The sequence below is a fragment of the Streptomyces sp. NBC_00440 genome, assembly GCF_036014215.1.
Taxonomy (GTDB): Bacteria; Actinomycetota; Actinomycetes; order Streptomycetales; family Streptomycetaceae; genus Streptomyces.
On sequence record NZ_CP107921.1, the window covers coordinates 3,251,988 to 3,265,147 of the forward strand.

Sequence of the window (13,160 nt, forward strand, 5' to 3'; positions counted from 1 at the left end):
GGCCCAGAAGGTTACCCGTGTGCGCATGTCACCGGATCGCTGGACCACTGATCAAGGGAGCGCTCATGTCCCCCGCCGTCGAGGTGCCCGTACGAGGTCATGTGGTGACGGACGTCCCCGGCCAGTGGTCGGTGGTCTACGTCGCGCTCCAGTACGACCCCGAGGGCGACCCCGGCGCCGTGCGCTTCCTCTTCCCCGGCGGCCGCGAATGGGTCTTCGCCAGAGAGCTGCTCGAATCGGGGCTGCGGACGCCCCGGCGCTCCGGCGACATCGGGATCTGGCCGTGCGGGCGGGCCCAGGTGGTCCTTGAGTTCTACTCGGCGGCGGACGGGGTGGCGGTGGTGCAGTTCGACAACGCGCCGCTGATCCGGTTCCTGCGCAGGACCCACGCGGCGGTCCCCCAGGAAACCGAACGGGCCGAGCGGGCCGCCCGCAGGGAAGCACTCCGCGAGGACGCACCGCAGGAGCAGCAGGAGGCCCCCCATGCCGTGGGGCATGGAGGGCCGCTGCGGACCTGAGCCGGACAGGTCTTCCCGGGAAGACCTATGCGTCGATCAGCTCCCGCTGTGTCCGCTCCTCGATGTGCTTGTTCAGGCCCTCGCCCTCGACGTCCACATTCGGCAGCGCCCGGTCCAGCCAGCGCGGCAGCCACCACGCCCGCCTGCCGAGCAGCGCCAGGACGGCGGGCACGATGGCCATCCGTACGACGAAGGCGTCGAAGAAGACCGCGATGGCAAGGCCGAAGCCGATCATCTTGATCATCGAGTCACTGGCTCCGATGAAGCCGGAGAAGACCGCGATCATGATGACGGCGGCTGCGGTGACCACGCGCGCCCCGTGCTTGAAGCCGGTGACGACGGCCTGCCCGGGGCTCTCCCCGTGCACGTACGCCTCCCGCATCCGGGTGACCAGGAAGACCTCGTAGTCCATCGCGAGACCGAAGACCACACCCACCATGAAGATCGGCATCATCGACATGATCGGGCCGGTCTGCTGGACGCCGAAGAGCGAGCCGAGCCAGCCCCACTGGAAGACCGCGACGACCGCGCCCAGGGCGGCGACCACCGAGAGCAGGAAGCCGAGCGCCGCCTTGAGCGGCACCAGCACCGAGCGGAAGACCACCATCAGGAGCAGGAACGCGAGCCCGACGACGAGCGCCAGATACGGGACCAGCGCGTCGTTCATCTTCTGCGAGAAGTCGATGTTCATCGCGGTCGCGCCGGTGACCAGCACCGTGGCACCGGTCTCGGACTTGACCTGCGCACCCGCGTCACGGATGGAGTGGACCAGGTCCTCGGTCTTGACCGACGAGGGCCGGTCCTTGGGGATGACGCTGATCGTCGCGGTGTCGTGCGCCTTGTTGTAGAACGGCTTCGCCACCGAGACCACGCCGTCGAGCTTGGCGATCTTCTGGTGCACCTCGTCGACCGCTGCCGTACCGCCGCTGACGCCCTTGACGTCGACGACCGTCGTCAGCGGACCGTTGAACCCGGGGCCGAAGCCGTCGGAGAGCAGGTCGTACGCACGGCGCTGGGTGGTGTTGGTGGGCTGCGCCCCGTCGTCGGGCAGGCCCATCTGCAGTGAGGCGGCCGGGATGGCGATGGCGCCCAGGCCGATCACACCGACGAGCAGCACCAGAACGGGGCGGCGCAGCACGACGCGCGCCCAGCGGGTGCCGCCGTTGGCCTTGACCTCGGCGCCCGGCACCGGCGGGTTCTTGCGGGCCTTGCGTCCCACCACGCGCTTTCCGGCGAAGCCGAGCAGCGCGGGGATGAGGGTGAGCGCGATGAGGACGGCGATCACGACCGTACCGGCCGCAGCGAAGCCCATCTTGGAGAGCATCGGAATGTTCACGACGGCCAAGCCGACCAGGGCGATGACCACGGTGAGCCCGGCGAAGACCACCGCCGAACCGGCCGTTCCGACCGCCCGGCCCGCGGCCTCCTGGGGTTCCCTGCCCTCGGCGAGTTCCGCGCGGAAGCGGGAGACGATGAACAGCGCGTAGTCGATACCGACCGCGAGGCCGATCATCATCGCCAGCGTCGATGTGGTGTTGCCCAGGTCCAGCACATTGGCCAGCGCCGTGATCGTCGAGACACCGATACCGACGCCGATGAGGGCGGTGAGCAGCGGGAGCCCCGCGGCGATCAGCGAGCCGAACGTCACGATGAGCACGATCGCGGCGAGCACGACACCGATGATCTCGCCGGGGCCGGTCTCCGGCATGGCCTGGAGCGCGTCACCGCCGACCTCCACCGTGTACCCGTTGTGCTGCGCCTTGTCCACGGTGCTCTGGAGCGAGTCCTTGGCCTGGTCGGTCAGCTCCATCGAGCTGACCTTGTAGGACACCTGGACGTAGACGGTGCTGCCGTCCTTGGAGACGGCCTTCGCCTGGTAGGGGTCCGTCACCGAAGAGATCTGGTGCGAGCCGGAGCTCAGCTCCCCCTCGACCTTCTTGACCTCGGCCTTGTTCGCCGCGGATGTCATCTTCTCGCCGGACGGGGCCTTGAAGACGACCCGGGCGGTGGCGCCGTCGGCGCTCTGCCCGGGGAACCGCTGCCCCAGCAGGTCGAAGGCCTTCTGGGCCTCCGTGCCGGGTATCGAGAAGGAGCTTGCGGTCGCGGTGGCCGCTGAGGAGGCGCCGAAGCCGGCGAGCGCCAGCAGCGCCACCCACACCAGGGCGACATAACGGCGGCGCCGGAAGGCGAACCGTCCGAGCTTGTAGAGGTACGTGGCCACGAGGGCGTCTCCCGGTCAGGTCGGGTGGAAAAAGGGCGTAAGGAACCAGCCCGACGACGAGAGCGGCGTGTCAGGTGGAGAGATGTTCAGGTGTGTCAGGCGATGGCTCAGATGGTGGTCATGGTGAACACCGGTCGTTGATACGGATCACGGAGTGACCGTGATCGGTGGCTGGGCGCCGAGAGCGGGGAGTACCACGGCGTCCAGATAACGGGAGAGGAATGCCTGGTCGACAGGCTGCTCCTCCAGTAGCTGACGGGCGACGAAGGCGCCGACCATCATGTGCGGGACAAAATGCAGCGCGGGGTTGCCCGCGCTGATCTCGCCACGCTGCACCGCGCGGTACAACATGCGGTTGAGCCCGGTCACCTCGGGTTCGATCAGCAGCTCGCGCAGGGCCTGGAAGAGATCCGGGTTCTCATGCACGGCATGCATCAGACCCCGCATCAGGGCGGAGTTCCGCTCCATCTCGCAGTCGTCCTCGCGGGCCACCATGACCTGGAAGTCCCCGCGCAGGGAACCGGTGTCGACCTGGTCGATACGGACAGGCTTGTTGTGCCGCAACGCCCTGACGACCAGTTTCGGCTTGCTCCCCCACTGGCGGTAGAGGGTGGCCTTGCTGGACCGCGTACGGGCGGCGACGGCGTCCATGGTCAGGGCTTCGTAGCCGACCTCACGCAGCAGATCGAGGGTGGCCGCGTACAGCTCACTCTCGCGCTCCGGCGTCAGTCTGCTTGCCATCCCCGGCCTTCCCGAGCGAAACGGTTTCGTACACCACGACGGTACGCCGGGCCCGAGCGAAACGACAACGTTTCGCTTGTGGACTCGATCACGCTTGTCGGACCGGTATAAGAAGCGGGATGAGAAGCGGGATGAGAAGCGGCACAGGAGGCGGCACGAGAGGCGGCATGACACGTGCCACCCGCCGCACGGGAGGTGCCGGTGGCCGGAGGGGCGGCGCCACGAGTTGCCGGGCCTCCTCAGCGCGGAAAGCATTGAGGGGTGAGCCAAGCCGATGTGGGAGACGCCGCGTACCTCCGCTTCCCGAACCTCCAGGGCGATCTGCTGTGCTTCGTGACCGAGGACGATCTCTGGGTCGCGCCCATCGACGGCGGCGCCGGGCGCCCCGAGCGCGCCTGGCGGATCACCGCCGACCGGACCCGGGTGGGCCAGCCGCGGTTCTCCCCCGACGGCGGGCACATCGCGTACACGTCCTGGCGCAGCCTCGACCCGGAGATCCATCTGGCCCCCGTGGACGGCGGCCCGTCCCGGCGGCTGACGTACTGGGGCTCGCTCGACACCCGGGTACGCGGCTGGACGCCGGAGGGCGACATCCTGGCCGTGGCCTCGCACAACCAGCCGTTCTCGCACTTCAGCTGGGCCTACACGGTGGCCACCGATGGCTCACCGGGAGCCAAGCTGCCCTGGGGCCCGGTCCATGACATCGCGATCGGTGACGTGGCCGGCGAGCGCCGCACGCTCCTGCTCACCGGCACGCCGCCGCACGAACCGGCCGCCTGGAAGCGCTACCGGGGCGGCGCCACCGGCCGCCTCTGGCTGCACGGCGAGCGGCTGCTCGCCGGGATCGAGGGGCATCTGGCCTGCCCGATGCTGGTCGAGGGCCGAGTCGCCTTCCTCTCCGACCACGAGGGCATCGGCAACCTCTACTCCTGTCTGCCGGACGGCACGGATCTGCGCCGCCACACCGACCACGACAGCTGGTACGCGAGGAACGCGTCCACCGACGGCCACCGAGTGGTCTACCAGTGCGCGGGCGACATCTGGCTGGCCGACGACCTGTCGCCCGGCGCGGTGCCGCGCAAGCTGGAGGTCCGCATCGGCAGCCCGCGCACCGGGCGGCGCGCCTACCAGGTCCCGGCGTCCACCAACGTCGACGGCCTGTCCGTGGACGAGACGGGCCGGGCGAGCGCGGTCGTCGTGCGCGGCAGCCTGTACTGGCTCACCCACCGCGACGGCCCGGCCCGCACCATCACGGACACCCCGGGAGTACGGGTCCGCCTCCCCGAAAGGCTCGGCAGCGCGGGACGGATCGCGTACGTCACGGACGCGGAGGGCGAGGACGCCGTCGAGATCGCGTACATGCCACGCGCCAGCGGCGACCTGCCGCCCCGGCGGTTCGCCGCGGGCGAGCTGGGCCGCGTCCAGGAGATGGTCTCGGACCCCGAAGGCGAGCAGCTGGCCATCGCCTCGCACGACGGGCGGCTGCTGCTCCTCACGGTCGCCGACGACGTACCGGACGAAGTCCTGGGTACCGCCCCGGACGGTGAAACAGCGGGCGGGGAAGCGCCGGAGGAGACCGCGAAGCAGCCCGGGGACCAGCGGCCGGCCGGTGCGGTCACGGAGCTGATCCGTTCCCTCAACGGCCCGGTGCGCGATCTGGCCTTCTCCCCCGACGGCACCTGGCTGACCTGGTCGCACCCCGGGGTCGGCCGCTCGCTGCGGCAGATCAAGATGGCGAAGATCGCCGGGCCGATGTCGCCCACCGTCGTCGACGTCACCAACGGCCGTTTCGAGGACGAGAACCCGGTCTTCACCAGCGACGGCCGCTATCTGGCGTTCCTGTCCTGGCGCGGTTTCGACCCGGTGTACGACGTCCACACCGGCGACCTGTCGTTCCCGCTGGGCTGCCGCCCCTACCTCGTACCGCTTACCTCCACGACACCCTCGCCCTTCGCGCTCTCCCCCGAAGGGCGCCCCGCGGCGGGCGGTCTCGACCCGGCGGACGATCCGGGGGACAGCGCGGACGGCAGCAAGGTGCTGGTCGAGATCGAGGGGCTGGAGAGCCGGGTCACGCCGTTCCCGGTGCCCGCGTCGAAGTACTCCTCGCTCTGCCCGGTCAGCGGCGGCGGCCTCGTCTGGCTGCGCTGGCCCATCTCGGGCGCGCTCGGCGAGACCTTCGTCAACCCGGCGGACACCTCGGGCCGCCCCACACTCGAACACTTCGCCATCGCCAGGGCCCGCAAGGCCGAACTGGTCGACCACCTGGACTGGTTCGCGATCAGCGGCGACGGCAGCAGGCTGGTGGTCATGGACCTGGGCGAGCTGCGCGCGGTCCCCGCCACCGAGCCCGGCGACAACGACACCACGGCCTATCTCGACCCGCGCCGCATCCTGCACGACGTCGACCCGCCGTCGGAGTGGCGCGGGGCGTTCGACGAAGCGGGACGCATCATCCCCGCCTACTTCTGGGAGCCGCACATGTGCGGCATCGACTGGTCGGCGATCCTGGCGCAGTACCGCCCGCTGGTCGAACGGGTCGCGTCCCCCGACGAGTTCGCCGATCTGCTCCGCGAGGTCCTGGGCGAGCTGGGCACCTCGCACGCGTACGTCACCGCCGCCCGCCGCAATGAGGGACCGCCGCACTACCAGCGGGTGATGGGCCTGCTGGGCGCGAACCTGGTGTGCCGGGACGGCGCCTGGGTGGTCAAGCGCATCCTGCCCGGCGACTCGTCGGACTCCAAGGCGCGCTCCCCGCTCGCCGGTACGGGCATCCGCGAGGGTGCCGTACTGACCCATGTCGACGGCCGCCCGGTGGACCCGCTCACGGGCCCGTACCCACTGCTCGCTGCGGCGGGCGGCACCACGGTCGAGCTGACGTTCAACCCGGCCGGCCGGGAGGGCGGCTCCCGCCGGGTCGCGGTGGTCCCGCTGATCGACGAGCGCCCGCTGCGCTACCAGGACTGGGTGGCCAAACGGCGTGCTGTCGTACGGGAGTTGAGCGACGGCCGGTGCGGCTATCTGCACATCCCCGACATGGGCGGTTCGGGCTGGGCCCAGTTCAACCGCGATCTGCGCCTGGAGGTGTCCCGCCCCGCACTGATCGTGGACGTACGGGGCAACGCGGGCGGTCACATCAGCGAGCTGGTGGTCGAGAAGCTCACCCGTACGATCCTCGGCTGGGACCTCACCCGCGACGCCCAGCCCGTCTCGTACGCGTCGAACGCGCCCCGGGGCCCGGTGGTCGCCCTCGCCGACGAGGCCACCTCGTCCGACGGCGACATGATCACAGCGGCGTTCCGGCTGCTCGGAATCGGCCCGGTGGTCGGCCAGCGCACCTGGGGCGGCGTGGTCGGCATGACCGGCCGGCACCGCCTCGGCGACGGCACGGTGATCACGGTCCCGATGAACGCGGCCTGGTTCGACACGTACGGCTGGTCGGTCGAGAACCACGGCGTGGACCCGGACATCGAGGCCCTGCGCACCCCGCTGAACTGGGCGGAGGGCCGCCACGGCCAACTGGACGACGCGGTCTGGACAGCGCTCGACCTACTGGCGGCCAGACCGGCGGCGGAACCACCGGACTACACGGAGGTCCCGGACAAGAGGCGCCCGGAACTGCCGCCACGGTAGGGGCGCCTGCGGGGACGCGCTCATCGCCGTCACGCCGGACGCGCTTGATCTTGCTGCGCTCGGCTCAACCTGCGAGCACCATGCAGATCACACCGAAGGTGGGCAAAATCCAAGCCCGGCCGGCGCTTGAGGACGTCATTCAAGCCCGTCCGGCGCTTGAGGACCGGGGGCCCGGGGGCAGCGCCCCCGTGCACACGGCGCCCGCATACACACAGCACCGCCACGCGAAAGGCGCGCCCCCCGGAAGGGAGACGCGCCCTCTCACGGACCAGGCGTTCAGGAGTCGAACTGGTCCCGGACCTGGTCCGCCGCGTCCTGGCCCCGCTCCCGCGCCCGGTCCCCCGTGCTCCCACCGCGCTCGCCCGCACGGGCCTCGTCCTCAGGCCGGGCCATCCGCTCCGAAGCCTCGTCCTGCGCACCGCCCTTCGACTGCTTGCCCTGGTCGGCGAGCTGCTGCGCCTTGTCCTTGAACTGGTCCTTCATACCCATGAGGTTCACTCCCAAGTGAAGTGTGAGGGGATGGAGAGCTGTGCCCTCCAGGCCTCGACCAGACTTACACGAGGGAACATTCGCCGCATTTCGATCAGTTACGCTCCGTGCGCGCCTTCTCGTCCGCCACCCCGCCGGCGCCCACAAGGCCCCTACTGACCCCGGCGAGCCGCGGCTCGAAGCGCCGCATCTCGCGCTGGCCGACCGTGCCGATCAGCGCCGGCAGATACCCGCGTACGGACTGCATCCCGCGCAGCCACCACTGCGCGTACACGTGCGAGGACCGCCGCTCGACCCCGGCCACGATCCGGTCGACGGCCGGGCCCAGCGGATAGGTGCGGTTGCTCGGCCACGGCAGCCGCTGGCGCAACTCCCGCATCACGTCGTCCTCGTCGGCCCCGCGCACCATGTCCGTGTCCGTCCAGGACAGATAGCCGACCCCCACCCGCACACCCTTGTAGCCGACCTCGGCCCGCAGGCAGTGCGCGAAGGCCTCGACACCCGACTTGGACGCGCAGTACGCCGACATCATCGGCGCGGGCGTGATCGCGGCCAGCGACGCGATCTGCAGGAAGTACCCGCGGCTCTCCATCAGCACCGGCAGGAACGCCCGCGCGGTCACCGCCCCGCCCACCAGATTGACCTCGATGACCCGCCGCCACGCCTCGGGGTCCGAGTCCACGAAGGGCCCGCCGGACGCCACCCCGGCGTTGGCCACGACGATGTCGACCTTGCCGAAGTGCGCCTTGACCTCCCGCGCGACAGCCGCCATCGCCTCGTGGTCGGTGACGTCGGCGTACCAGTGCGCGCTCTCGGTGTGCAGCCGCCCGGAGACCGCCTTCAGTTCGTCCGGCTCCAGGCCGACCAGCGCCACCTTCGCGCCGCGCGCCGAGAGCTTGCGGGCCAGCAGCTCGCCGACCCCGCGCGCGGCTCCCGTGACGACCGCGACCTGGCCCTCCAGGCTGTTCCTGCTCATACGGCCTTCTCCTTGTCCGTTCGCCTGCCGGTGGCCAGGTCCACCGGTACATGTGCGGCGGCCAGTTCGCGCAGCAACGCGCCGACCGCTTCGGGGGCTTCCACCGGTGTCATGTGCCCGACGCCCACCAGCTCGGTGAGTCCGGTGCAGTGCGGCAGCGCGGCGGCCAGCGCCCGTGCGTGCACCACCGGGGTGAGCCGGTCCGCCGTCCCGGCGACCACTGCGGTGGGTACGTCCAACTCCCGTACGCCCGCATCCAGATCGAGCCCGGCGAGCACATGCGACCAGGCCACCCGCGCGGCCCGGGGGCAGGCGTGCACGATGCGCGCGCAGGCGGCCACCCGGTCCGGGGCCGAACCGGGGCCCATCGTCACGTACTTGAGGATCCGCTTCGATACGGGCGTGACCGGCCCGAACGGGGCGCGCGCCCCGAGCACCGCGCCCGTCAGCCGGGTCCGCAGCCGTCCGGCCCGCAGTGGCACCACTGTCGACTCGGCGATCAGCCGCGAGCTGCCCGTACTGCACAGCAGCACCGCCGCCGCGTGCTCCCGGAACCGGGGCCGCCCCGAGGCCGCCATCATGGTCATCCCGCCCATGGAGTGGCCGCCGAGCACCGCCCGTTCACCCGGGGCGAGAGTGGCGGCGAGCACCGCCTCCAGGTCGTCGGCCAGGAGGTCCGTGGTGTAGCCGCGCAGGTCCGCGCCGGGCGTACGCCCGTGCCCGCGCTGGTCGTACACCACTACCCGGTGATCCCCCGCGAGCTCGCTGATCTGGGCGTCCCAGAACCGGGTCGAGCAGGTCCAGCCGTGCGAGAGCACCACGGCGGGGGCGCCGTCGGGCCCGTACACCTCGACATGGATCCGCGCGCCGTCCGCGGAGACGGCGATCAGTTCCCGCGCTCCGACGCCGCTCACACCGACTCCCGGTCGGCGGCGCGGCCCTGGTCACCGGTTCGCCCCTGGCCGGCGGCGCGGCCCTGCTCATCGGCAGTCCCGCGCTCGCGCTCGGTGACGCGGTCGTGGTCGCCGGTCCGCTGGCGTACCAGCGGCCGGTCGGCCCCGGCCCGTACGACCGCGTACTCGCCGAGGTCCACCCCGCGCGTGGCCTTGCGGAACTCGGCGGTCGTCCCCGGCCAGATCGTGGTGTTGCGCCCGTTGGCGTCGAGGTACCAGCTGGTGCAGCCGCCGGTGTTCCAGACGGTCCGCTTCATCCGCTCCTGGACGCGCACGTTCCACGCGTCCACCGCAGCCGGCCGGGGATCGAGCGCGACGCGTCCGCCCAGGATGTTCAACTGCCGCATGTAGTCCGCGAGATAGCTCAGCTGGGACTCGATCATCAGGATCATCGAGGAGTTCCCGAGACCGGTGTTCGGGCCGATGATCGTCATCCAGTTGGGGAACCCGGCCGCAGTCGCACCGCGCAGCGACTGCATCCCGTCCTTCCACGACTCCGCGAGCGTGGCACCGTCGGCGCCCACCACCCGGTCCGCGATCGGCATGTCCGTCACATGGAAACCGGTCCCGAAGATGATCACATCCGCCTCGGTCTCGGTTCCGTCGGACGCCACCAGCGTATTTCCCCTGATCTCCTGGAGCCCGGACGCCACGACGTCCACATTGGGCTGCGCGAGCGCCGGGTAGTACGAGCTGGAGAGCAGGATGCGCTTGCACCCGATCCGGTACGAGGGCGTCAACTTGGCCCGCAGCGCCGGGTCCTTGATCGACCGGCCGATGTTGGCCCTGCCTATCGACTCGATCAGACCGAGCTCGTTGGGGCGCTTGGTGAAGGCGCTGACCTGGAGCTCTCGTATGCTCCACAACAGCCGCCTGCGGGCGGCGGCGGTGAAGGGCACCTTCCCGTGCAGCCACCGCTCGGCACCGCTTATGGCGCGGTCCATCCGGGGCATGACCCACGGCGGGGTGCGCTGGAAGAGGGTGAGCCGCCCGGCCTCGGGCTGGATCGCGGGCACGATCTGGATCGCGGACGCGCCGGTCCCGATCATCGCGACGCGCTTGCCGCGCAGGTCGTAGCCGTGGTCCCACTGCGCGGAGTGGAAGACCTTGCCCTCGAACGAGTCGAGTCCCGGGACATCGGGCAGCTTCGGGTCGGAGAGCGGCCCCGTCGCCGAGACGACCACGTCGGCGGTGAGCGTCCCCTGCGCGGTCTCGATCTCCCAGCGCAGCTCGCCGGAGTCCCAGCGCATCTTCCGCACCTCGTGGTCGAGGCGGATGTGCGGCCGCAGCCCGAAGGTGTCGGCGACGTTCTCCAGATAGGCCCGGATGTGCGGCTGGCCGGAGAACGTGCGCGGCCAGTCGGGGTTGGGGGCGAAGGAGAACGAGTAGAGGTGGGACGGCACGTCGCAGGCGCACCCCGGATAGCTGTTGTCGCGCCAGGTCCCGCCGACCGAACCGGCCCGCTCCAGGACGACGAAGTCGGTTATCCCCTCGCGGCGCAGCCGGACGGCGGCCCCCAGGCCACCGAATCCGGATCCGATCACCGCCACTCGTACGTGCTCGTGTTCGGCCATGCTGCCGCCTCCCGCAGTGCCCTGACTCTGCCAGTAATCACTGGCACTGTTGGAGAGTAGAGCAGCTTCGTACTCATGGGTAGGGGGCAGGCCCAGGAAAGTTCGCGCCGGTACCGCATAGGCTTCCGCCGTGGCAGAGGAAAGAACGGGGCGCGAGTACCGCATGGAGGAGCTGGCCGAAGCGGCCGGGATCACCGTGCGCACCCTGCGCTTCTACCGCGAACGCAAGCTGATCCCGCCACCGCGCCGCGAGGGCCGCATCGCCTGGTACGACGAGCACCACCTGGCCCGGCTGCGCACGATCTCCGCCCTGCTGGAGCGCGGCCACACGCTCAGCGGCATCGCGGATCTCGCCACCGCCTTCGAGAGCGGCCGGGACGTCGGCCAGCTGCTGGGCCTGGCCGCCACCGAGCCGCCGGCCTGGACGGAGGAGGAGCCGGTCCGGCTCACTCCGGAGCAGCTCGCGGACTACTTCGAGGGCGAGGTCACGGCGGAGAACCTGGCATCCGCCCTGGACCTCGGTTATCTCGCCACGGACGGCGACGACATCATCCACATCAGCCGCCGCCTGCTGGACGTTTCGGCGGCCCTGGTACGCCAGGGCGTCCCGCTGGCCTCGGTCCTGGCGGCGGGCCACGAGGTCCGCAAGCACACCGAAGCCCTCACGGAGCTCTTCTCCACCCTGGTCCACACCCATCTGAAGGACGAGGACTTCGCGAGCGCGATGGAACGGGTCCGGCCACTGGCGAAGGACGTGGTGGAGGCGGAGCTCTCGATGTCGGTGGACCGGCGGATACGGGCGGAGAAGAGCGACCCGGAGGCGGAGTAGCCGCCGTTACCCGGCATGAACTCTCGTCGACGAGTGTCCGACGACCAGCTGTACGGCCGCGATCCAATTCCCCATCACCGCAGGCCAGATGGCATACGCGCGGCCGAACGGGCCTCCTCCGCGCAGGGCAACCACCGGGCAGCCCAACCCGTCACCTGTGGGACGTCAGAACCACCCACCGCGCACGGAGGCCACGAAGTGCCCACCCAGCCCGCTCAGTTCACCCAGCCCACCCGACCCAGCCACCTCACCCGCCTCACCCGCCGCCGGACGGTACGCGCCGTATCGGCCCTGACGCTGGCCATCGGCGCCGGCCTCACCGCTCCCCTCCTCCTCACCGGCCCGGCCGGCGCCGCCACCCCGGCGGCGAGCGCCGGACTCGACGACACCGGGCGGACCATCCGCTACACCGCCGCAGCGGGCCAGACCAACCAGGCGGCCGTCACCGCGTCGAAGGCCGACGGCTCCGCTGACATCACCTACGTCATCGACGACACCGTCCCGATCGACGCCGGGGCCGGATGCGCGTACCCGGACAGCGCGGACCGGACGAAGATCCGCTGCACGGTCACCACGGTGGACAGCCAGGACCCGTACGCGAGCCTGCGGATCGAACTCGGTGACGGCAACGATGTCCTCACCTACGACAACGCCACCGGCCAGACCTGCAACTTCGCCTCGGTCGACCTCGGCGCAGGCGCGGACAGAGTGACCGACACCGGTGAAGTCGACGGCAACTCGGTCATCGGCGGCACGGGCGACGACGACCTCACGGTGGGCGCCGACGCGGTGGTACTCGGCGGCGACGGCGCCGACACGGTGCACGCCGCGGGCGGCGGGGCCGTCGTGCAGGGCGGCGCGGACGACGACACGATCTACGCGGACGGCGACGGGAGCTCCGTGACGGGCGGCGCAGGCGACGACGTGATCCACGGCGGCGCGGGCAACCAGAACCTCTCCGGCGACGACGGCAACGACCGGCTCTACGGCGGTACGGGGAACGACTTCCTGTACGGCGGCAAGGGTGACGACATCCTGTACGGCGAAAGCGGGGACGACACCCTGTACGGCAACAGCGGCAACGACGAGCTGTACGGCGGCCCCGGCAAGGACACACTCTCGGGCGGCCCCGGTACGAACGTCGTCCACCAGGACTGAGCCCCGCCCCGGCGGGCCGAGGGAGCCCGGCCCCGTCCCGTCTGCCGTTCCGTCGGCAGCCGGGCGGGGCC

The 13,160-nt window shown here is 70.9% G+C and carries 10 protein-coding genes; 4 read left to right on the forward strand and 6 right to left on the reverse strand.

Annotated elements, in window-relative coordinates; translation table 11 throughout:
* Positions 1–65 precede the first annotated feature (65 nt).
* Positions 66–518 (forward strand): SsgA family sporulation/cell division regulator, encoded by a 453-nt coding sequence (locus tag OHB13_RS14475; RefSeq protein ID WP_328377373.1) that lies wholly within the window; start codon positions 66–68, stop codon positions 516–518.
* Between the two features lie 25 nt (positions 519–543).
* On the opposite strand, the gene OHB13_RS14480 is transcribed toward OHB13_RS14475, so the two are convergent.
* The gene (locus OHB13_RS14480; protein ID WP_328377374.1) at positions 544–2,739 is read right to left on the reverse strand and encodes an MMPL family transporter; all 2,196 of its coding nucleotides are present in this window, start codon (positions 2,737–2,739) and stop codon (positions 544–546) included.
* 147 nt (positions 2,740–2,886) lie between these two features.
* Positions 2,887–3,480, reverse strand: coding sequence for a TetR/AcrR family transcriptional regulator (locus tag OHB13_RS14485; RefSeq protein WP_266856073.1), 594 nt, complete (start codon positions 3,478–3,480; stop codon positions 2,887–2,889).
* Positions 3,481–3,741: 261 nt separating this feature from the next.
* On the opposite strand from OHB13_RS14485, the gene OHB13_RS14490 reads away from it, so the two are divergent.
* On the forward strand, positions 3,742–7,110 hold the full coding sequence (locus OHB13_RS14490) for a S41 family peptidase (protein WP_328377375.1): 3,369 nt from the start codon (positions 3,742–3,744) through the stop codon (positions 7,108–7,110).
* Between the two features lie 276 nt (positions 7,111–7,386).
* Here the strand turns inward: OHB13_RS14490 and OHB13_RS14495 are convergent, their stop codons facing one another.
* From OHB13_RS14495 to OHB13_RS14510, 4 genes are all read right to left on the reverse strand, one after another.
* Positions 7,387–7,599 (reverse strand): hypothetical protein, encoded by a 213-nt coding sequence (locus tag OHB13_RS14495; protein WP_328377376.1) that lies wholly within the window; start codon positions 7,597–7,599, stop codon positions 7,387–7,389.
* Positions 7,600–7,693: 94 nt separating this feature from the next.
* Positions 7,694–8,575: an SDR family oxidoreductase gene (locus OHB13_RS14500; RefSeq protein ID WP_328377377.1), complete on the reverse strand. Its 882-nt coding sequence runs from the start codon at positions 8,573–8,575 to the stop codon at positions 7,694–7,696.
* A complete protein-coding gene (locus OHB13_RS14505) occupies positions 8,572–9,489 on the reverse strand; it encodes an alpha/beta fold hydrolase (RefSeq protein WP_328377378.1) in 918 nt (305 codons plus the stop codon). Before OHB13_RS14505 ends, OHB13_RS14500 begins: the two co-directional genes overlap by 4 nt.
* The gene (locus OHB13_RS14510; protein ID WP_328377379.1) at positions 9,486–11,102 is read right to left on the reverse strand and encodes a flavin-containing monooxygenase; all 1,617 of its coding nucleotides are present in this window, start codon (positions 11,100–11,102) and stop codon (positions 9,486–9,488) included. Before OHB13_RS14510 ends, OHB13_RS14505 begins: the two co-directional genes overlap by 4 nt.
* 130 nt (positions 11,103–11,232) lie before the next feature.
* Here OHB13_RS14510 and OHB13_RS14515 point away from each other — a divergent pair, with 130 nt between their 5' ends.
* Positions 11,233–11,931, forward strand: a complete 699-nt coding sequence (locus OHB13_RS14515; protein WP_405912496.1) for a MerR family transcriptional regulator — start codon at positions 11,233–11,235, stop codon at positions 11,929–11,931.
* A gap of 198 nt (positions 11,932–12,129) precedes the next feature.
* Entirely contained in the window at positions 12,130–13,089 is a 960-nt protein-coding gene (locus OHB13_RS14520; RefSeq protein WP_328377380.1) for a calcium-binding protein, read from the forward strand.
* Positions 13,090–13,160: the final 71 nt, after the last annotated feature.